At 53.5% G+C, this 21,542-nt stretch carries 18 protein-coding genes; 8 read left to right on the top strand and 10 right to left on the bottom strand.

The genetic code is table 11. The annotated features are described in order from the left end of the window. Positions 1–54: 54 nt before the first annotated feature. Positions 55–2,469, bottom strand: a complete 2,415-nt coding sequence (locus ABV298_RS26335) for a hypothetical protein (protein WP_353719117.1) — start codon at positions 2,467–2,469, stop codon at positions 55–57. A 227-nt stretch (positions 2,470–2,696) separates the two neighbouring features. Here ABV298_RS26335 and ABV298_RS26330 point away from each other — a divergent pair, with 227 nt between their 5' ends. Beyond that, positions 2,697–3,956, top strand: coding sequence for a hypothetical protein (locus ABV298_RS26330; protein ID WP_353719116.1), 1,260 nt, complete (start codon positions 2,697–2,699; stop codon positions 3,954–3,956). A gap of 176 nt (positions 3,957–4,132) precedes the next feature. Next, entirely contained in the window at positions 4,133–4,873 is a 741-nt protein-coding gene (locus ABV298_RS26325) for an SDR family oxidoreductase (protein ID WP_353719115.1), read from the top strand. A gap of 11 nt (positions 4,874–4,884) precedes the next feature. Here ABV298_RS26325 and ABV298_RS26320 read toward each other — a convergent pair whose 3' ends face one another. Continuing rightward, complete coding sequence (locus ABV298_RS26320; protein WP_353719114.1) at positions 4,885–6,099, bottom strand: hypothetical protein; 1,215 nt, start codon at positions 6,097–6,099, stop codon at positions 4,885–4,887. Between the two features lie 481 nt (positions 6,100–6,580). Here ABV298_RS26320 and ABV298_RS26315 point away from each other — a divergent pair, with 481 nt between their 5' ends. Next, positions 6,581–7,897 (top strand): glycosyl hydrolase family 28 protein, encoded by a 1,317-nt coding sequence (locus tag ABV298_RS26315; protein WP_353719113.1) that lies wholly within the window; start codon positions 6,581–6,583, stop codon positions 7,895–7,897. Positions 7,898–7,905: 8 nt separating this feature from the next. Here the strand turns inward: ABV298_RS26315 and ABV298_RS26310 are convergent, their stop codons facing one another. The 4 genes from ABV298_RS26310 to ABV298_RS26295 form a co-directional block, all read right to left on the bottom strand. Next, on the bottom strand, positions 7,906–8,304 hold the full coding sequence (locus tag ABV298_RS26310) for a response regulator (RefSeq protein ID WP_353719112.1): 399 nt from the start codon (positions 8,302–8,304) through the stop codon (positions 7,906–7,908). Positions 8,305–8,318: 14 nt separating this feature from the next. Next, the gene (locus ABV298_RS26305; RefSeq protein WP_353719111.1) at positions 8,319–10,202 is read right to left on the bottom strand and encodes a PAS domain S-box protein; all 1,884 of its coding nucleotides are present in this window, start codon (positions 10,200–10,202) and stop codon (positions 8,319–8,321) included. 140 nt (positions 10,203–10,342) lie between these two features. Further along, on the bottom strand, positions 10,343–11,089 hold the full coding sequence (locus ABV298_RS26300; RefSeq protein ID WP_353719110.1) for an SDR family oxidoreductase: 747 nt from the start codon (positions 11,087–11,089) through the stop codon (positions 10,343–10,345). Between the two features lie 16 nt (positions 11,090–11,105). After that, on the bottom strand, positions 11,106–11,327 hold the full coding sequence (locus tag ABV298_RS26295; RefSeq protein WP_353719109.1) for a 4-oxalocrotonate tautomerase family protein: 222 nt from the start codon (positions 11,325–11,327) through the stop codon (positions 11,106–11,108). 176 nt (positions 11,328–11,503) lie between these two features. On the opposite strand from ABV298_RS26295, the gene ABV298_RS26290 reads away from it, so the two are divergent. The 3 genes from ABV298_RS26290 (at position 11,504) to ABV298_RS26280 (ending at position 15,023) form a co-directional block, all read left to right on the top strand. After that, positions 11,504–12,763, top strand: coding sequence for an Hsp70 family protein (locus ABV298_RS26290; RefSeq protein ID WP_353719108.1), 1,260 nt, complete (start codon positions 11,504–11,506; stop codon positions 12,761–12,763). Between the two features lie 121 nt (positions 12,764–12,884). Continuing rightward, positions 12,885–14,120 (top strand): Tm-1-like ATP-binding domain-containing protein, encoded by a 1,236-nt coding sequence (locus ABV298_RS26285; protein ID WP_353719107.1) that lies wholly within the window; start codon positions 12,885–12,887, stop codon positions 14,118–14,120. 36 nt (positions 14,121–14,156) lie between these two features. Beyond that, positions 14,157–15,023, top strand: coding sequence for a phosphoenolpyruvate hydrolase family protein (locus ABV298_RS26280; RefSeq protein WP_353719106.1), 867 nt, complete (start codon positions 14,157–14,159; stop codon positions 15,021–15,023). 55 nt (positions 15,024–15,078) lie between these two features. Here ABV298_RS26280 and ABV298_RS26275 read toward each other — a convergent pair whose 3' ends face one another. After that, positions 15,079–15,567: a response regulator gene (locus tag ABV298_RS26275; protein WP_353719105.1), complete on the bottom strand. Its 489-nt coding sequence runs from the start codon at positions 15,565–15,567 to the stop codon at positions 15,079–15,081. 289 nt (positions 15,568–15,856) lie between these two features. On the opposite strand from ABV298_RS26275, the gene glgX reads away from it, so the two are divergent. Further along, positions 15,857–18,031, top strand: a complete 2,175-nt coding sequence (gene glgX / locus ABV298_RS26270) for a glycogen debranching protein GlgX (protein WP_353719104.1) — start codon at positions 15,857–15,859, stop codon at positions 18,029–18,031. A gap of 7 nt (positions 18,032–18,038) precedes the next feature. Here the strand turns inward: glgX and ABV298_RS26265 are convergent, their stop codons facing one another. The 3 genes from ABV298_RS26265 to ABV298_RS26255 all read right to left on the bottom strand — a co-directional run bounded on the left by ABV298_RS26265 (position 18,039) and on the right by ABV298_RS26255 (position 20,964). After that, on the bottom strand, positions 18,039–18,791 hold the full coding sequence (locus tag ABV298_RS26265; protein WP_353719103.1) for an SDR family oxidoreductase: 753 nt from the start codon (positions 18,789–18,791) through the stop codon (positions 18,039–18,041). A 124-nt stretch (positions 18,792–18,915) separates the two neighbouring features. Further along, positions 18,916–20,310 (bottom strand): sulfatase-like hydrolase/transferase, encoded by a 1,395-nt coding sequence (locus ABV298_RS26260; RefSeq protein WP_353719102.1) that lies wholly within the window; start codon positions 20,308–20,310, stop codon positions 18,916–18,918. A gap of 240 nt (positions 20,311–20,550) precedes the next feature. Then, positions 20,551–20,964, bottom strand: coding sequence for a hypothetical protein (locus ABV298_RS26255; protein ID WP_353719101.1), 414 nt, complete (start codon positions 20,962–20,964; stop codon positions 20,551–20,553). Positions 20,965–21,147: 183 nt separating this feature from the next. Here ABV298_RS26255 and ABV298_RS26250 point away from each other — a divergent pair, with 183 nt between their 5' ends. Further along, on the top strand, positions 21,148–21,453 hold the full coding sequence (locus tag ABV298_RS26250) for a recombinase family protein (protein ID WP_353719100.1): 306 nt from the start codon (positions 21,148–21,150) through the stop codon (positions 21,451–21,453). The last annotated feature ends 89 nt before the right edge of the window (positions 21,454–21,542 follow it).

Below are 21,542 nucleotides of genomic sequence, written 5' to 3'. Positions count from 1 at the left end.
TTAACCGGTTACCGAAATTAGTAAACGGTTTGCAAACGACTTAACCAACTGACTCTACCTTACCAACAATTTCGTACCAGCTGATTTACCGTCCTTCCGGACCCTCACCAGCAAAAGTCCGGCTTTGGGATAAATAACCTGGAAGCCCGTACCCAAACGGATAAACGGCACACTACGGCCGGAGCCGTCGAACACCTCAACCACCCCGCCTTGCAGGCGACGGGGCAATTCCAGCTCGAATGCCCCGTCGCCCGGATTCGGCCAGGCGGTTACGGTCAGGCGTCCTCCCTCATTTCCTTCCTCTCCCGGCCCTTGCGGAGGGTCGCCCAGTATCAGCCGTTCCAGACGCCCCTTGTAAATAACCAGCATTGCTTCCGCCGACAATGGATGGACACTCGTGATAAGTTCAGGATTAATATGCTTCGACATTCTGAAAGCGGCATCAGGCGTCCCGTCTGCCTGGAAGCGCATCATTTTCGCATCGGGCAGGTAACCAGCCACTTGGTTGAAACGGCCCCAGACAAGGATTTTCTGGTCGGGCTGGATAAATGCGCTGAACGAGTCTTCCGCTTTAAATGGAATGGGCTCGAACGAATCATCCGGCCGGCCATTGGATTTGAACCGTTTTAAAACCCGGTCCTGAAAAACCAGTAATCTGCCGTCCTCGTAGACCGCCTTTAAATCTAAGACAGCATCCGACGCCATTTCAATGGGATTAAAACCGGGATCGGGCAGTCCGTTCGCGGTAAATCGGCTAATAACCAGCCGACGGCTTGGCATATGCCGTGTTACGGTGAGTACGCTTCCATCTTTCAGCTCGTGGCAGGCCATGAAATTTTCACCTAATGCTGCGGCCTGAAACGCGTTCATTGGATCGACCTTTTGCCCCTCGCCATTGATAATAAACCTCACCGGATGTGGAATAAGGCCGGGCGACCACGCTTTTACAAGAAAGAAATCGCCCGGTAACGGAGACGTCGATGCGCTGTCACGGAGAAAGCGTTCATCCACCGAGCCATCCGACTTTATTTTATAAGTGTTCGAGAAAAAAAGCCCGCCACTGTTTGCATTCGTTTGGCGGTTGACCAGGTAACTGCCGTCGCGCAATGCGTACAACTGCTTGTACTTACTATATCGGAAAGCCCTGTTGGAATCATACACTGAGGTAGTGTCAAAATATGTCTCCGTGTACAGAGAAGGCAGCTTGATCACCCTTCTCTGATAAACTGTGGAGCTGTCGATGCCGCCGCCCCTTTCTATACGGTGTAACTCGGACTGATATCCTTCCTGTACGTCAACAAGCACCTGATCTGTGGAAACCTGTACCGCATTCAGCTTGGAACGTTCGATACGGACATTCGACCGCTGCCTGACATTCCCTGCGGCGTCGATCCAGAGCGGCTGTCTGTCGACTCCGGTAATAAGCAACTCCCCTTTGCCCAGCAGTGAAGCATCATAGGCGAAATACCGCTCTTCGCCGTCGGCTTCCAAAGCCAGCAATCTGCCCTCCCGCATTAACGGGATAGCTTCGTTGGTCGCCACGACTACTTTATAAGGCATTCGCAGATTCAATTCGAGAAAATTCCCGTCGGCCAGCAGGACATTGGCGCTGTATTCGCTGGCGGTGCCGGTAGGAAAAGGGCGAGTAACTTCGAGGGTACCGTCCGCTTTGAAAATGGAATACGTATTAGCATGACGGTCCTTCACGAAAACCCTGCCGTCTTCGAAAAAAGATACCTGGCTAATCTGCCCGTAGGTAAATCCGCCAATGCCGCCGAGCTCGAATCTGTTTTCCAATTGCCCGTTCCTGTTATAACCGCGGACGTGGATTTTCCCCTCCCGTATCACTGCGACCCTGATCCTGTCGTCTGCTGCCACCGAGCCAAACCAGTTACCGGCATCGCCTTCGTAATTATCCCAGTATTCCTTCGAGAACCTGAAAGTTGGATCAAGCTCTCCATTGGAAAGCAAACGGATGATGCCCGTGGCCCAGTTGAAAATAACGGCCCTGCCGTCCGACTGGATACCGGAAGCATCTACATACGGGAGGAAAGGAGTTCTGTAAACGGTATCCACGCCGTTGTTACCGAACCGGGCGATGCCCATCAGATTGGCTCCCCAACCGTAGCTCATCAGGGCGACGGCCTTCTGATTCCCCATGGCCCTGGCGACAATGACCTCCCCTTTAACGAAAGGAACGATGAATGTTTCGTCGAAACTCCCGTCTTCATTGAGCCTGACATAGTTTCCGGCCACCCGCTTGCCGTTGACATAATCGAATCCCGCGGTACGAATCAGCACTTTCCCGTTGCGAAGGACTATCGGCTTGCCAACCGGCGTAAGCGGTGCGTCCTTTTCCGTAAAATCGGGCGTTTTGAATTCAGGATCGATAAAAAACTGCTTTTCCGCCTGCCCGAATGCAAACAGGTTCCATGCGGCTATACAAAGCGTTAATAGTGTTTTCTTCATGGATGAAATAGAAAGTTGCGTTAATGGCCGAAGCTACTCCTGTGGGGTTCGCGCATTAAGACCTCGATTCGAACAAAAAGAGTTGCATGCAGCCTTCCGAAAAATTTTCGCCGCAATGCATTGCAGGATTCCAAATCGTTTTTAACTTTGAAATACAAAGTACTTTTTAATCTATCATCAACACCGTATCACACCGGAACACTATTCACAAATTTTCAATCATCGTTATGCGTGACGAAATCCTGTTGAACCAAGACAATCCCCTGCAACTGGAAAAGTTGTACCGGGGCAACAAGCCTACTTTCAAGGCGGCATTCAATGCGGTTTACCCCCAATTGCGGAGTAACCCGCTGGCGGAAGGATGGTACCAGCGGCTCAATTTCAGCCCGGAAGAGCTCTCTCCCGGCACAATGGCCTGGGGCTCCCCCGCCGAGCGCACTTTTGTGGTGGCGGCCTCGCTGTTTTCGGCGTTCATCGCCAAATTACCGGAATTGCTTTCGCTCGATAACGAGTTTTTTTACCCGCGCAACGCCGGCCTGATTGTCCTTCCAATGCTGATGGCCTATTTCGCCTGGAAATACAACGCCTCCCGGAAAACATGCGGACTGGTAGCAGGACTGGTGCTGGCGTCGGCAACGTTCATCAACCTGCTTCCTCAAAACACTTCCAGCGACACGCTGGTCCTGGCGTGTATGCACCTGCCACTTTGGCTCTGGTCGTTGCTGGGATTTGTGTTCAGCGGCGGAACATGGCGGAACGGCGCCAACTGGCTGGGTTTTCTCCGGTACAATGGCGAGCTCGCGGCGATAACGGCCCTGCTCCTGCTGTCGGGCGGGCTCACCACAGCCATTACCATCGGATTGTTCAATCTGATCGGATGGAAAATCGAGAAGTTTTACTTCCAGTACATCGTAATTTGCGGTCTTGCGGCCGTCCCGATCGTCGGCACATTTATAACCCGCGTGCAACCGACGCTGGTAAACAAGGTCTCACCTGTGATCGCCAGATTGTTCAGCCCGGTGGCATTGGTAATGCTGGTGGTGTACCTGGTGGCTACGCTCATCGCCGGCAAGAATCCCTATCACGACCGCGAATTCCTGCTTCTTTTTAACGGATTGCTGGTGGGCGTAATGGCGCTGATTTTCTTTTCGGTTGCCGAAACCGACCACTCCGGCAGCCACCGGGGGCAGATCTTATTGCTGTTCCTGCTTTCGGCCGTGACCCTGATCGTCAATTGCATTGCGCTGTCCGCGGTCCTGTTCCGCATTTCCGAATGGGGCCTTACCCCCAACCGTGCCGCCGTGCTGGGCGCGAATATCCTGATGCTCATTCATCTGTTTTATGTTGCTACCAAACTCTTCGGAACGCTGCGCGGGAAAAACGAGCTCACGGCGGTTGGTTCTTCACTTGCGGTGTTCCTGCCGTTGTACAGCGTCTGGAGCGCGATAGTAACCTTCGCGTTTCCATTACTTTTCGGTTTCAGATAGCATTGCCGTTTCGATTCGACAAAACCAAAATAGGGCTGCCCGTTGTCTGGCAGCCTTTTTTATGGGTACACAAAACCGATCTGAGAATTTTGCAACTCTTGCTGTAATCCTTGTACGCTCCGGAGGCCGCCGGTCTGCCATCTTTGTGATGTCAATTAACCAAAACAGAAACGACCATGACCTCACTCGAAAACAAAGTAGCCCTGGTGACCGGCGCGTCAAGGGGAATCGGCGCGGCGGTTGCCCGCCATCTGGCCGAAGCCGGCGCAAAAGTGATTGTGAATTATACCGGCGGATTCGAAGCCGCACAGCAAACCGTCGCAACGATTGAATCGCTCGGGGGACAGGCCATTGCACTGCAGGCGGACGTGAGCGACCCTCAGCAGGTTAAAGACCTGTTCGACAGGGCCATTACCCATTTCGGCAAGATTGACGTACTGGTCAACAATGCGGGTATTATGATCACCAAATTGCTGAAAGACACCACGAACGAAGACTTCACCCGCCAGTTCGAAGTGAATGTACGGGGAACGTTCAATACGCTTCGCGAGGCGGCCACGCGTCTGAACGAGGGTGGAAGCATTATCAACTTCTCGTCCACGACTACGCGCGTCATGATGCCCACTTACGCGACGTACGTGGCTACCAAAGGCGCAGTTGAGCAGCTCACGCGTGTTTTCGCGAAGGAAATCGGCAGCCGGGGCATCAACGTCAACGCTGTGTTGCCCGGCCCGACCAATACCGAGCTTTTCACAAAAGGTAAACCGCAGGAGGTGATCGACCGCCTGGCCTCTCTGAATGCCTTCAACAGGCTGGGCGAACCCGACGATATCGCCCGGGTGGTCGTATTCCTCGCCGGTGACGATGCGAAATGGATCAGCGGGCAAACTATCGGCCTAAACGGCGCAATGGCCTGATCCACAGCTACCTACCTGGCAATAACCAGCGCAGTTTCACATGCAAGGGGAATAACCTCGAAAGCCGGCGACCGGGTTATCGAGTCGGGTACCGTCTTGCAGTCGTCGAAATAGGCGTAGCGTGTGGCGCCGGGATCGAAAGCGACGGACAGGCGGGCATAGCGCTGAAAGGGAGTCTGTATTTCCGGCGACCGGGCGATTTCGGGCGTGGCATAGATTTTCGAACCGGGTGGAATGTGCCTTGCGAGGTCGGTCGAGATCTCATACATTCTGTCCGGTGCGGATCGATATACTTGAAAAGCCATAAATATCAGGCAAATAACCGACGCAAAACTTAAAATAAATGTTGGGTAAAAACTGAATTGACGGCATAACGAAACGATCCATTCGACACACAAACAGGCAAAGAACAAGGCGACAAACGGAGTCAACGGAAGCAAATAGGGATCGCTTTGTTTGATACTTGCAAGCATCGGTACCAGAATCGAAAATATGACCAGCAAATTCAATAGCACTGCCCGTTTTGCGGTTTCGGATATTTTAAATCCGGCCTTCGAAAAATGAATTACAAACCAGATTCCGCCCGTAAAAACAATGTGCGGTAAAATATTTACAATCAATATTTTAACCAGATAAAAATGCGCTACCCAATTCTTTTCGCCACCTTCTCTTTTTTTCAATAGCGCCATCATCACCTGGCCGTCAAAATAACTTTTTAACAGCGAACGTGCAGGCGGATATTGCAGAACCGCAAACGTCAGAATTGCAACGGTGGCAAGCAGGGTCAGCGCACCTCCGAAGATCCGCCTCCGGCTGTTTTTAAATATTAAATCGTATAAAACGGGAAAAGCGAGTGGAAAAAGTCCGACCGGCCCTTTCGTCAGGCAAGCCAGGAGCACGAGTATTCCCGATAAAATCCAGTATCCATTCGCATATCGTTTCTTTGATAACACCAGGAGCTGGGTATAGCAGGAAGCGAGGCAAAACATGGCCAGGCTTGTATCGAGCATGTTGTTCGGCACGCTCCACCACACGATCCGAAGGCCGTACCACATTAAAACCGGCAGCCAGGCATGTCGCCTCACCTGTTCATCATTGCGGAAAAGGACACGCCAGACGGACACGATCAAAGTCACGATGCACGCGAGTATTATACCGTTATAAATGTTTTCAACGGCCGTCGAATCACCAATTAATCTAAAAATCAGCGACTGCATTCCGAACATCAAAGGAGGATGTTCACAAAAAAATGAACAAAGATTGTTATAATCCAACCAGAACGAATCGGCAAAATAAGGTGCCCAAAAAACTCCCCGTACCTACCGACATGTTTCTGGAAATCGCCGCGTAAGCCAGCCCGTCGATGAACATCGTATGATCCAGCGAACGCGGGATGAATGTCATTCCAATGAACGAAATTGTAAAAATCCAACCAAAAATTGAAAGGTTTTCAGGGGACTGCGGAGTGATGTCTGTTTGCACGATGCCATTTCACAAAAAAGGTTCTCAATTACCTTTCTGGACATCAATACATATGCCCGCGCTGCGCAGGTAACAAAATTAACCTGGCGTTTTAGCACCGGGATTTGAATTAAATTGCAGGAATTTGAAGAAATCCATGCGGCGACATAATAGGGCCCGCAGGTTGACCATCAAACCAAAAAAAATTGCAAATTGTAACGGTCTTCTATCACTAATCGGTTAACTATGCCCAAGCGTTATCTGCTGTTTTGCCTCATGTTTTGCCTGCTTGCCGGAGCAGGCAGATCCCAGACTTTCCCCGACGGCACACTGATCCCCCGATGGTTTTCCGACACGGCCAAAATCGGGCCCGCCAGCCTGGGCACACAATTCGTATTGACCGACAACGGCATTACGCGGGACAGCAACACTGTTCAAACCGCCGCGATCCAGCGGGTGATCGACCATGCTGCCGCACAGGGAGGCGGTGTGATAGTGGTCCCGAAAGGTACGTTTCTGAGCGGCGCATTGTTTTTCAAACCCAAAACCCACTTATATATCGCCGATGGCGCCGTGCTGAAAGGCTCCGACAATATTGCCGATTACCCGATGACGGCGTCGCGGATGGAAGGCCAGAACCTGGACTATTTCCCGGCGCTGGTAAATGCCTACGGAGTCGACGGTTTTACGATTTCCGGGAAAGGCACCATCGACGGCAACGGACTGAATTACTGGAAGGCATTCTGGAAAAGGCGAAAAGAGAACCCGAATTGCACCAATCTGGAAGTGTCGCGCCCGCGGCTGGTTTTTATCTGGAAGTGCAACAATGTGCGGGTACAGGACGTGAGGCTGCAAAATTCGGGGTTCTGGACAAGCCATTATTACCAATGCAATAACATTAAGATACTGAACGTCACGATTACCGCACCGCACGAGCCGGTAAAGGCCCCCAGCACCGACGCCATCGATCTCGACGTGTGCAACAATGTGCTGATCAAGGGTTGCTACCTGGCTGTAAATGACGACGCCATCGCATTGAAGGGCGGAAAAGGCCCTTATGCCGACAAGGACCCGGGCAATGGCGCCAATACGAATATCATCGTCGAAGACACCGACTTCGGGTTCTGCCACGCGGCGCTGACCTGCGGAAGCGAGGCAATCCACAACCGGAACGTGGTTATGCGCAACTGCCACATCGAAAACGCAATGCGGGTACTTTGGCTCAAAATGCGCCCCGACACCCCGCAAAAGTACGAGTTTATCAGCGTGGAAAATGTGAATGGCAAAGCTTACAGCCTCATTTACGTCAAGCCCTGGAAACAGTTTTTCGACCTGAAGGGAAGAAAGGATGTGCCCCTCTCCTACTCCGATCATATCAGTTTGAAGAATATCCGGCTGAAATGCGAAGTCTTCTTCGACGTAAGTCCCGGCGAATACGACCGGTTATCGAAATTCCATTTTGAGAACCTCGATATTACTGCGAAAAACGCCAGTTATGACAAATCCGTTGTAAAGGGCCTCACGCTGGCTAATGTGAAAGTGAATGGAAGGACAATTCAATAGCGGTTTCATCAACTCAGATAGCGGCATGCGAGGTTATAAAGCTCGCTTACAAACGCGTCGTAGGCGATAAAAATGTCCGGTTTGGCGATAAAATCCTTCGCACCCGCATTGACGCACTTTTCACGCGTCGACACCACGGAAGAGGTCGAGGTTGCGAAAACCGCAATCCCGGGATAATTTGTTTTAAGTTCGTCGATAATGTCGTAGCCGTTTTTTCCCGGCATATTCAAATCGGACAGAACCAGTTCCGGAAGCTGTTGCGGAGCGCTTTCAAGCCATTCGGTCAGCTGATCGCCATTCCCGAACTCGCCCACAACTTCGAATTTACCGAAAGCTTTCAGCGCCTCGGACATAAAGTAACGTTCGTCTTCGTCATTCTCAACAACGGCAAGTCTGAATATTCTCATTTCTGGCGTCAGTCTTAATTCCTGGGTAACATAATGTGAAAGCGGGCTCCTTTTCCCTGTTCGGATTCGGCCCATATCCTGCCTTTATGCCGTTCAACGACCTTCTTGCAGACAGCCAGCCCCACTCCGTTTCCCGGATATTGGCTGGCAAAATGCAATCTCCTGAAAATTTCGAATATTTTTTCCAGGTTTTGGGGAGAAATTCCGATTCCGTTGTCCTCGACGACAAACCGGACGCTTCCGTTCTCGATCCAGGACCTTACATTTACCTGCGGCGCCACGCCGTTCGTAAATTTCAAAGCATTGCCCAGCAGGTTCTGGAAAAGCTGCACAAGCTGCACGCGGTCGCCATAGACAAACGGCACCTCGCCGTCGACCCGGATTTGCGCTCCCGACTGCTCCACGGCCTCTCCCAGGTTCTGAATGGCCTCGCCAATGATTTCCTCTACGTCGAGCATTTGCCGTTCCAGCCCGATTTTTCCGAGCTGAGAATAATGCAGGAGATTGTCTATAAGGTCCTGCATACGCTCGGCAGCGAGGATCCCCTTAGCAATACTCGGTTTGATTATTTCAACTTTTTGCTGATCAATGGCCTGGTCCATCAGGTGCAGAAAGCTCCGGACCGTCCGCAGGGGCTCCTTAAGATCATGGGATACAATGGCGGTGAACTGTTCCAGCTCCCGGTTAACGGCCGACAGCTCATTGTTGGTAACGGAAAGCTCTTCGGCCAACTGTTTGTAGCGATCAGAGCTGTCCTGCAATGCCTGCTCGTTCAATTTACGTTCGGTGAGGTCGCGGGTTACTTTTGAAAAACCGGTCAGCCGGCCTTCCGTGTCATACACGGCTGTAATGACGATATTGGCCCAGAAGCGGGTTCTGTCCTTTCGTAAACGCCATCCTTCTTCTTCATATTTGCCCGTTGCCTTCGCGACTTTCAGTTCCCAGGCCGGCTTTCCGCTCAAAATATCTTCCTCCGGATAGAATATGGAGAAGTACTTTCCGATCACATCGTCGGCATTGTAGCCCTTGATACGCCTGGCCCCCTCGTTCCAGCTTACGATCCGGCCCTTAGTGTCGAGCATGAATATCCCGTAATCACCGACCTGCTCCACCAGCGACCGGTAACGGGCCTCGCTCTGGCGTAATACCTCCTCGCTTTTCAACCGGTCGGTCAGGTCGCTGGTTACTTTCGAAAAACCGATAAGCTTGTTCTGCTCGTTGAACAAGGCAGTGAGCACCACGCTCGCCCAGAACAGCGAACCGCCCTTTTTGACCCGCCAGCCTTCCTCCCGGTACGAACCCTGCTCGCGTGCCAACTGGAGCTTTTTGCTGGGTTTCTCGTCGAGCAGGTCGCCTTCGGTATAGAACACCGAAAAATGTTTGCCCAGAATTTCGCTTTCCGCATAGCCGTGGATCAGCGACCCGCCGTCGTTCCAGGTAACGACGTAACCGTCCGGGTCGAGCATGAATATCGAATAATCGCGGATCGCTTCAACCATTAGCCGATAGCGCTCCTCGCTTTCGAGAATATCGAACTGCTGCTGCTTTTTTTCGGTAATGTCCCTGAGCAGCACACAGAATCCCTTGTGCTGTCCGGACTCATCGAAAACGGGCGAATAGGACGTCTCTGCCCAATACCGGCTGCGGTCCTTCCGGACCTTCCAGCCCTCGGCGACAAATTTTTTCCTTTTGAGTGCCTGATCGAGCTCATAACGGTATTTGATGGGATCGTCGTGCCCATCGCCGATACTGTGGAATGGCTGGTTCTCGATTTCGGCATTTTCATACCCAGTGATGATGCTCGCCGCGTCGTTACAGGCTACTATTTTCCCGGTTTCATCCAATACAAAAATCCCTTCGGAGAGGTTACGGAAAATCAAATCGTTATTTAGCTGCATGTGGCGGGTTGCTGAAATAATATATCGGGCTAAACGTCCCAGCAAATTCCGTACCAGCGCCGATGACTTCCGCTCCCATACGCGGAACTGCCGCCCGGAAATGCCCGCGGGACGGCGGTTCCGCAAATCGATGCCTCGGGCTATCCGATATGGTGTCCGGCCACATGGCCGCCGTCGAGATTGACCACTTCGCCGGTGATAAAGTTACTTTCCGCCAGGTACAGTGCGAGCTGCGCCACATCGCCGGTTTCGCCGACGCGGCCGACAAGGTGCAGACCGGCCAGGCTGTCGGCATCGCTTATGCCGTTTTTTGCCTGCAACGGGCTCCGGATAATGCCGGGAGCGATGCAGTTCACGCGGATATTGTTTTTACCAAATTCAGCCGCGAGCTGTTTGGTCAGTGCATGGATACCGCCCTTGCTCGCAACAGGCGCGCTTGCGGGAAACCCGCCGATTGCGTGGTCCACCAGCACGGTTCCGATGTTGATGATAGCCCCTCCGCCCTGCCGGAGCATCTGCCGGATCGTCGCCTGGCTTGTAAAATAGGTGCCTTTGAGATTGACGCCCAGGAAACGGTCGAGGTGAGCCTCGTCGACGTCCAGGAAATTCTTCGGTTCAAACACGCCCGCATTATTGACGAGCACATCCACACCGCCAAACCGCTCCACCGCGGTGTCTACCAATAGCTGTCCGGTAGCTTTCAGGCCGATGTCGCCGGGCACCATCGCCAGGCGGTCGTGATGACCCAATTCGTTATACGTTGCCGTGAGGTTCTCTTCATTCACGGAATTGACGACCACATAATACCCCTGTTGGAGGAAAAGGCCGGCCACGGCTTTCCCGATACCGGTCGAGGCGCCGGTTACTATCACTGTTTGCGTTTTCATTGGTGCTTTTTGTTTTTTACTGATTCTTTTTCGCTGTTATTCCTTTTTCGCGGAGCACGGATACCTGTTCGCCGGCATAGCCCCAGTCATCGGGTTCAATTTCCCGGATCACCACGTGGGTCAGATGCGGGTCTTTGTCGAGCACGTCGGTGATCAGCTTTGTCACCCCGGCGATAAGCTCCTGTTTTTGTGAACGGGTAACGCCTTCCCGGGTTACCTCAATTTTTACGTAAGGCATGGTTTCTGCATTAAAGGATGATCGATACATTCGCTGTCAATACATTATCGATTTGACATTACAAAGGAAACCACTCCTGCACAGACCATTACGTGACATACATCACAAGTTCTCCGCAAGCCGATTTGCATTGCCGGCCAATTAATCGGAAATTGCGCGCCCAATTTTTCAAAACCATGACTACTCCTGTTTTCTGCGGCATCGATTTCGGCACCTCCAATTCCAGTCTGGCTGTCGCAACTCACGACAAAACTTCCCTGGTACCTGTTGAAAATGAACATTATACCATTCCGAGCGCGATGTTTTTTGCCCGCAAAGACAATGAGGCGTTCTTCGGCCGGGCCGCCATGGAACGCTTCCTGAACCGCCAGCCGGGCAGATTGATGCGAAGCCTGAAACGCGTGCTCGGCACGCCGGCCATGCGGCAGGGAACAATGGTTAATGGTGAATTGATGAAGTTCGATCAGATCATCGCTGCATTCCTGAACCAGATGAAGCGGAAAGCCGAGGACGATTACGGTACGGAGCTGAAACATGTGGTGATGGGCCGTCCCGTGCATTTCGTCGACAACGATCCTGTCGCCGACCAGCGTGCAGAGAATGAGCTGGAAGCCGTGGCCAAAAGCCTGGGTTTCGGGGAAGTCGGCTTCCAGTTCGAGCCTATTGCCGCCGCATTTGCCCATGAGGCCCGGCTTACCGGCGAAAAGCTGGCCATGGTCGTCGACCTGGGGGGAGGCACGTCGGATTTTACGGTGATCCGGCTATCCCGGGACCGGGCACGGAAACACGACCGCGGCGACGATATCCTCGCCAACACAGGGGTACGCCTGGGCGGCAACGACTTCGACAAAGACCTGAGCCTGGCCCGCATGATGCCCGAGCTGGGTTTCCGGACAACCTACGGGGCCAAGAATCTCGAAGTGCCCTCATTCCATTATTTTGACCTTTCCGAATGGAGTAAGGTCAATTTCCTGTATACCAACCGCATTATCTTTCAGGCGAAACAACTGCTTCGCGAAACCCACGCACCCGAAAAATATGGCAGGCTTATCAACGTCCTGGAACAGGAAAGCGGCCACGCGGTGCTGGCAGAAACCGAAAATATCAAGATCGCCCTCACCAGACACGACGTCTATGTGACATCCCTGCCTTTTGTAGACGAAGGTTTGCGGATCAATGTCGAAAGGGAGGCGTTCAACCAGGCGATCGGCTCCAAGGCACAACGTATTACCGACGCCGCGGAACAATGCCTGCAAAGCGCGGGAATCGCGCCGGGGGCGATCGGGCTGGTGATCATGACCGGCGGCTCAACCGAAATCCCGCTGATCCGGGAAAGGTTCCGGAAGCTGTTCCCCACGGCGGAATGGTCCGAGGAAAACAAACTTTCCAGTGTCGGATTAGGTCTCGCCTATGATGCACGGAACCGGTTTTTGTAAACCCGACATCGCCGTTCGACTTCGCTTTCCAATTGTCTTACACCCTTGAAAATCCACTGGACAACCCAATCTCCGTGAATCCGGGTTGCGTTGGATACGGATATGTGGTTATACTTGCACTATGTCAAGTTCAGATAAAAGCATTCTCATCGTCGGCTGTTTCGATACCAAGGGCGAAGTGTTCTCCTACCTGCGCGAACGTATCGTGGCCGGCGGCGAAACGGTAATTACAGTGAACACGGGCGTTTTCGGCACCACCCACGCATTCCCCGTCGACTTCGAAGCGGACCAGGTGGCCATAGCTGCCGGCCACAGCCTCGCCGACCTCCGCCATGACCGGGACCGGGGCAAGGCGATCGACATCATGGGCCGGGGCGCTGCCAGCCTGGTATCGCGGCTATATTCCGACGGCAGGATCAAAGCGGTGATCGGCATGGGCGGAGGGGGCGGCACGTACATCGCGCTTTCGGCTATGCAGGGAGTCCCGTTCGGAACGCCGAAGGTTTGCCTCACAACCCTGGCTACCAAAGACCTGTCGCGACAAATCGGTGATAAGGACATCATGCTAATCCCGTCCGTAGTGGACGTGGCCGGGAAGAACCACATTCTCGGGCAACTGGTAGCGCAGGCCGCCGCGGCAATATGTGCAATGGCGAATGTACAAACGGCGGATATTGAATCGAAAGCTCCCTGCATTGCCATCAGCATGTTCGGAAACACTACTGCCTGCGTCGACAAATGCACCGAGCTCCTGAGCAATGCCGGGTACGAGGTGCTGGCATTCCACGCTACCGGCGTAGGTGGCAAAACGATGGAATCGCTTATCAGGGAAGGTTGCTTCGACGCTGTCCTCGACATCACCACCACGGAACTCGCCGACGACCTTTGTGGCGGCATTTGCAGTGCGGGATCAGAAAGGCTCACCGCCGCGGCCGACATGGGCATCCCGCAGGTGGTCGTACCGGGTTGCCTGGATATGGTCAATTTTGCCCATCCCGACACAGTCCCTCCCGCTTTCGCGGGCAGGCGCTTGTACAGCTGGGCACCCGATGTAACGCTTATGCGCACGGACGAGCGTGAGAACGTGATCCTCGGCGAACGGCTCGCACGGAACGTCAGCCGGTCACAGGCAGGCGCCGCTATTGTCCTGCCGTTGAAAGGGATTTCCCAGATAGCCACGGAAGGCGGGATTTTTCATAACCCCGCAGCCGATACGGCATTATTCGACGCTATCCGGGACAATACCGCCAGCCATGTAGCGATAGTGGAGGCCGATATGCACATCAACGACCCGGCATTTGCCGGTTTGCTGGTAAAAACGTTGCTGGGTATTTTGCAAAAATCGAATCACCTGTAAATCAATCCTATCATTTTATAACCCATTCGAAACCATATGCCTAACCCATGGACCGGTAAGGGAAATCCTTATACGAAGCAGGAAGTCAGAGACCGTTTAAAAAATACGATCGGGCAGGGAAAAGCCATTATTGCAGCCGGTGCCGGCACGGGTATCAGCGCTAAATTCATTGAAAAAGGCGGTGCCGATCTTATCATTATCTACAATTCCGGGCGCTTCCGGATGGCCGGCCACGGCTCCACCGCCGGCCTGATGGCTTATGGCGATGCCAATGCCGTGGCGATGGAAATCGGGGAATTCGAAGTGCTGCCGGTGGTGGAAGAAATCCCGGTCATTTGCGGCGTACACGGTTCCGATCCCCGGCGCAGGATGTGGCACCATTTATTGAAAGTCAAGGAAATGGGCTTTTCGGGCGTCAACAATTTTCCAACCCACAGCATTGTGGACGGCCATTTCAGGCAGGTTCTCGAAGAAACGGGCATGGGCTTTGCCAAAGAAGTGGAAATGATCAGGCTGGCGACCATGATGGACCTTTTCTCGATCGTGTACGTGGCTACCCCGGAAGAAGCCCGGCAGATGGCCGAAGCAGGTGCCGACGCTATCATCGCGCACGTCGGTACCACCGTAGGCGGTTCGATCGGGGTAGTGGATGCGACGTGCAGCATGGATGAGGCCATTGAGCGTACGCAGCAAATCGGGGACGCGGCCCGGAACGTCAATCCGGAGGTTTTCGTCCTTGCGCATGGCGGCCCGGTAAATACGCCGGCGGACGTCCGCGAGGTCCTCTCCCGCACCGACATTCACGGCTTTGTAGGCGCCTCGTCCCTCGAACGCATGGGCGTTGAACAATCCCTCACCGAACTTACCCGCGATTTCAAGCGGCTGACATTGGGGAAATCCTGAAAAAAATACCCGCCGGCCCGAAACAACCGGCGGGCGACTGTAAACCCGGGCAATATCATGTGCTGGCAAGTTGCAGATGCACATAAAAATCGTTGACCGAACGTGAGCGCCAGTCGATTGCCAGAACGCTCGTAAGCAGCGCTCCCAGCTCTTCCGTCGAAGTCGGTTTCGACAAATATCCCGTTGCGCCCAGCTTGCGGGCCTGCTCAACGGTAAGGCGGTCCTGAGCGGTGGAAAAGAGGAACACCGGCAGTACTTTGGAATGATGCCGGCGAATATTCAGCAGACATTCCAGACCTGTCTGGACCGGCATATTGATGTCCAGAAAAACGATGTCGGGCACTTTGGCGCCCGGCTTTTGCAAAGCATCGAACAACTGCTGGCCATTCTCGAAGGTATTCAGGCTATGCCCCGATTTCAGGGCTTTCAATGCACGCTCAAACAGAAAAATATCGTCGTGGTCGTCTTCCGCCAGGTAAATGAGCTGGCCGGAGCCCTGCTCGCCGGGTGCACTGGTGTCGTCATTAGAAAAAGCTGTGTTCATGGAAGGTAAAGGTCTGGTTCAATTTCATGTGTCGGTAAAATGTTAAATACTGTGCCATTAAACCACCCGCGCGCAACAGGCACCGCTTCCCGGCCATTGCTGTTCGCCCCCCCTCGCATTGTACTACACGAAATCGCGCCACACGCCGCCGTTTCGTGGCTTTTGTTCTACAATGCTGGGGAAAGCACCTGAAAGTAACATAGATCGGACCCGAAACTTCGCTGGCATGGATATTATCAATATGGCGCGGTTTTAATTCATGTTTGAGATAACACACCTTTATCTTTCTATGGACACACATCTTGAAAATGAGGTCGAAGGCGGCGAAACCGGCACTGATCTCCGCGCGTTGCCGGGACGTCCCTATCCGCTTGGCGCTCAGTGGGACGGCCACGGCGTGAATTTCGCCGTATTCTCAGAAAACGCCGAAAGCGTGGAGCTTTGCCTGTTCGACCAGGAGGGAAGGGAATATGCGAAGATCAGGATCGAAGAGGTAACCCATCACGTATGGCATGTATATGTGCCGGACCTCGCTCCGGGACAACTTTACGGATACCGCGTTTACGGCCCTTACGAACCTGAAAACGGCCATCGTTTCAACCCTGCGAAACTATTGGTGGACCCGTATGCGAAGGCATTGAGCGGTACCCTGCAATGGGACGACGCATTGTTCGGTTACCAGGTCGGCAACCCGCAGGAAGATCTCAGTTTCAATACCACCGACAGCGCGCCGTTTATGCCCAAATCGGTCGTAGTGGACGAAACTTTCGATTGGGAAGACGACCGCCGTATTAACCGCCCCTATCATAAAACGATCATTTACGAAGCCCACGTTAAAGGGTTTACCCAACTTAACAACGATGTCCCCGAAGAGCTTCGGGGCACCTATGCCGGCCTGGCGCATCCCGCCTCGATCGATTACCTGAAAAAACTGGGTATCACGGCCATCGAGCTGTTGCCCGTCCATCATTTCGTTGCCGACAGGCACCTGGTTGAAAAGGGCCTGACCAACTACTGGGGCTACAACACGCTGGGTTTCTTCGCGCCCGATCTGCGTTATTGCAGTTGCAATGACCCCAGGGAGCAGGTCAATGAATTCAAATACATGGTTAAAGAGCTGCATAAGGCAGGCATCGAGGTGATCCTCGACGTGGTGTATAACCACACCGCCGAAGGCAACCACATGGGTCCTACTCTTTCATTCAAGGGCCTGGACAATGCGTCGTATTACCGGCTTGTGGAGGACGACCGGCGGCATTACATGGACTATACCGGCACAGGCAATACCCTGAACGTGCAACTGCCCAATGTACTCGCGCTCATTATGGACAGCCTCCGGTACTGGATCACCGAGATGCATGTCGACGGTTTCCGCTTCGACCTCGCGGCAGCATTGGCCCGGACACTCCACGAAACCGATAACCTGAGCTCGTTTTTCAATATTATCCACCAGGACCCGGTTATTTCGCAGGTAAAACTCATTGCCGAGCCCTGGGACATCAACGAAGACGGCTACATGGTCGGGAAATTCCCCGTCGGCTGGGGTGAATGGAACGGCCTTTACCGCGACCAGATGCGCGAGTTCTGGCGCGGGGGCGAAACTAAAATGACGCATTTCGCGCAGCGCTTTACCGGCAGCCCCGACCTTTACCACAACAGCTACCGCCGCCCCACCGCCAGCATCAATTTTATCACCGCACACGACGGCTTCACCCTGCGCGACCTTGTGAGCTATAACGACAAGCACAATGAAGCCAACGGGGAAGATAACAAGGATGGCGACGATGCGAACCATTCGTGGAACTGCGGTGCCGAGGGGCCGACGGACAATCCCGATATCAACACGCTGCGCGCAAAGCAGCAGCGGAACTTCCTCGTAACCCTGCTGCTGTCGCAGGGCGTTGCCATGCTGGTGGCGGGCGACGAATGGGGACGTTCCCAACAAGGGAACAATAACGCCTATTGCCAGGACAACGAGATTTCATGGCTAAACTGGGAACAGGCCGACCATGAATTGCTCGGATTTACCCGTGAACTGATCCATTTCTGCCAGAACCATCCGTCGTTCCAACGGCGCCGGTGGTTCCAGGACATGCCGGTAACCGGCACCGATGTGAAAGATATCATGTGGTTTCTCCCCGACGGCAATACGATTCCCGAGGAAAACTGGGGCGAGGCCAAAGCCGGCGCATTCGCCGTGTTCCTTAACGGGCTGGGGATACGCTGCGTCAATATGGACGGCAAAAGGCTGGTTGACGAACATTTTTACATCATTTTCAACCCGTCGGCGGAACAGGTCACCTTCAGGCTGCCGTCGCAGGAATGCGGCAGCGGCTGGCGGACGGTCATCAGTACCAGTGAAGGTTTTATTGGTGAAAAAGACGAGGATATACCGGCCGGTGGCGAGCTGGTTGTCGCCGACCGGTCGGTGGTGGTGCTGAAATGTCCTACGAACAACAGGTGAGCGGCGCTTACTGATTAGCTCCTCCATTCACGAGCAAATGCTGGCCATTGACGAAAGACGACAGGTCGCTTGCAAAAAACTCGGCCACATTGGCAACGTCCTCCACTTCGGCAAGGCGTCCCATCGGGCAGCTATCGAGCAACGATTTTCTCAGCTCCGGATAGCTGCCCGCCTCGGCAAAAATACCGGAATGATCGACGGCGAACGGGATGATCGAGTTCACTGTGACGCCCCGGTGGCCTATTTCTTTGGACAAAACGTCCACCAGGTAACGGGGTGTCGTTTTGCTGCCGCCGTAAACGGCCATTCCGGCAACCGGAAATGCGGTGGTACTCGAAGCGATGTAGATAATGCGTCCGTTATCCTCCACATTCAATGCGGCTTGCTGCATGGTAAAATAGGCCCCTTTGGTATTGATCGAAAACAGGCGGTCGAATTGCTCTTCGGTAAACTCGGTCACCGGTGTTTCCACCATTTCGATACCGGCATTCGCTACCACGATGTCGATTTTGCCAAATGCGTTTTTCGCCTCCGCGAATAACCGGTGAATGTCCGCCACCTTGCTGACATCGGCCTGTACGGCAATAACGCGCGCTCCCATAGCGGCGATATTGCTTGCGACTTCGTCGGCCGACACCTTGTCGCGCGAGTAATTGATCACCACGTCGGCGCCGAGTGCGGCATAACGCTCCGCGATGGCCTTTCCGAGGCCTCTTGCCGATCCTGTAATAACGGCTACTTTGTTTTTGAGTGAGTTCATGGTCGTTTTTGTTGAATGTTAAAGAACAATACAAAGGTGACACATGAGCCCTCCGGCCGGCGTACAAGGATTATAGCAAGAGTTGCAAATTTCTCAGAACCGCATTCCCCGCCGTTATTTTTGGTCAATTCCCATTCAGTTTTGGAAGCGACTCCCACCAATCGAGCAGTTTCGTCCTCAACTCCCCTGCGATCTTCGGCTCGGCCGCTTGCAGGGTCGTCGTTTCGGCGGGGTCCTTTATGATGTTGTAAAGCTCGATCCGGCTGCCGTCCGCGTCCATCAAAAGTTTCCATTCACCGGACCGCACGGCCAGGCGCGGGCTGCGATCGTTACCTTTGGGGTAATTATAGGCGATGTCGTTCCGGCCGTATTCCCAGAACATTTCCTTCCTGCGGGGCGAAGGCCTACCCAGAAGAATGCCCGAGCGGTCGGCCCCGTCGCCCTTGTAACCGGCCGGAACTTCCACTCCCGCCAATCGTGACAGGGTCGGCAGCAGGTCGGTAGCGTGCAGTTCGGAACGATCGTCGGTTTTGTCGGCGGGAATACGGCCCGGCCAACTTATGATAAAAGGCATACGGATTCCTCCTTCATACAATGACAGCTTCGATCCCCTCAACCCTCCGCTTCTTCGGCCGCCGAAAGTCGGCAGTGCGCCGTTATCGCTCGTGAATATTACAATGGTATTCTCCGCAAGTCCGAGTTCTTTCAGGCCGTCGAGCAGGCGGCCTATTTGCCGGTCGTACTCTTTCAACACGCCCTTGAACGTCTCTTCTGCCTGCGGATTCGCCGGAGATTGGCCCGTGCGTCCGACCTCCGCCTGCGGCACCCAGGGCGTATGCACATCGTCCGGCCAAAGGTTGACGAAACATGGCCGACCTTTATGCCGGCGCATGAAATCCAGCGTTTTATCCACGAAATACCGCGTCCGGTCCCATCTTTTTAGGCTGTCTTTTTCCGACCATATCCAGTTTGTAGCCGTAATCGCCGGGTCGGGATCGGGACTTTCATAGGTACTATTGTGCTCATCGAAGCCATATTCGGAAAATCCGGGCGCATCGGTCACATCCCTGCCGCCGCCCATATGCCATTTACCGAAATGCCCCGTCGCATAACCCGATTCCTTGAAAAACCGCGCGATAGAGGGTGCTTCGGGATCGAGAAAATCGATCTGCCCCGCTTCCCGGTTGTGTTTTCGCGTATCGAGAAAAGTAGTGAAATGCCATTTTCCCGGCTGCATGCCGGTCAGAATGCTCGCACGGGACGGGGAGCAAATCGGCGCGCCGCTGTAATATTGCGTGAGTTTAAGACCGCTGGCGGCGAGCCTGTCGATATTGGGTGTCGGAACGAACTGCCCGCCGTAAGCGCCGATATCGCCATAGCCCATATCGTCCGTGAGAATGAGAATGATATTGGGTCGCGTTTTCGGATCTTTCATGGCACGGCGCTGGCTTGTCGCTTTCAACGGAGCGGATGCCAAAGCAATGCAAATCAATAAACGTAGTAATCTGGTCGCTTTCATGGGATTGCTTACAATGATACGATTTTCCCCAAGCCCGGGGCAAGCCGGAAATGGCACGGTTTCAGGTTGCCAATATAGTAATTCGATAGAATAAGAACCCTGTAACCGACTACAAACGCGAACTACGCCATGTAAATATAAAATGCCTGAAAGGCTCCGGGCAGCGGCACCGCACAGGGAGTTGCCGGATCTGGTAAATCCTTTCTGGTTCCCTTCAATCAACCTGCCGCGATGCGTAGCTCAGCAATGTGCCAGGGGTTTATGCCAAAAGCTTTTGAGCCAGTTGCACAACGAATGAAAAGGCCACGGCCTGAACGACCGCGAACGTGTCCTGCCCTCGTTCTTAACGGACCTGCCGGAATTGTTTCCGCGCCGCGAAGCCGATACCAGAATATCGAGTGCACCGTTGGTAAGCGCATAAATGTCGTCGTGCAGGTCATTCAGCAGTGAACCCGCCCCGCCACGAAGGTGGCAGCGGTCGGCGATCTGAATGGTGGTTTTTACGGCAAAATCATAGATTTCCTGCGAAAGCTGGTCGCAAAGCTCGCACATATCGGCCCGCCGCTCGGGCAAAACAATGCTCCTGGCCTTCATTTCCTGGATTTTCCGTTCGGTTTTGGCGACCATTTCGGTCCTTATTTCATTCAAAGTCATAATGGGTGCTATTAGAGGAGCATTATCGACAAACGCATGAACGTTCCCAGAAATATTATCAATATTTTGGTTTAATCAAATCTTTTGACGCGGCGAGGGAGGTTTTAATTTTTTTCTAATCGTCAATGCTCGTCGTTCGCGGCTGTGTAACCTACTTTTAACACCTCATCAGTACTTAGTAGGATGATAACAGGTTACTTGCCCTTTGGGGCGGACGATACTTTTGCGCAAAAACTCGAACAGGCAGGCTGCCACAGGATCGTGGCGGAACAGAAAATGAATGGAAGGCCCCGGCTGGAAAAGCTTCTGTCGGAATTACAAGACGGCGATATATTGATCGTCTGCCGGGCCGCCCACATCGGTTCACAGGCCGATTTTGTAAAAACGCTGATCAGGATAGGTTTGAAACACGCGCACCTCGTCTCGGTCATCGAGGATATCGACACCCTCCGCGACACCCTGCATTTCGGCATTCAGATGTCCCGTTGAGCAGCCCGAAAACTCAAACAGGTATGATTTGTCCGGCGACGGTGCTATCGGGCAAATCACACCTGTTTGAAGAACAATCAAAGCGCGCC

Source organism: Dyadobacter sp. 676 (assembly GCF_040448675.1).
In the GTDB taxonomy this organism is placed as follows: domain Bacteria; phylum Bacteroidota; class Bacteroidia; order Cytophagales; family Spirosomataceae; genus Dyadobacter.
Note: the sequence above shows the minus strand (reverse complement) of the source record. Positions and strands in the feature narration are given on the sequence as shown.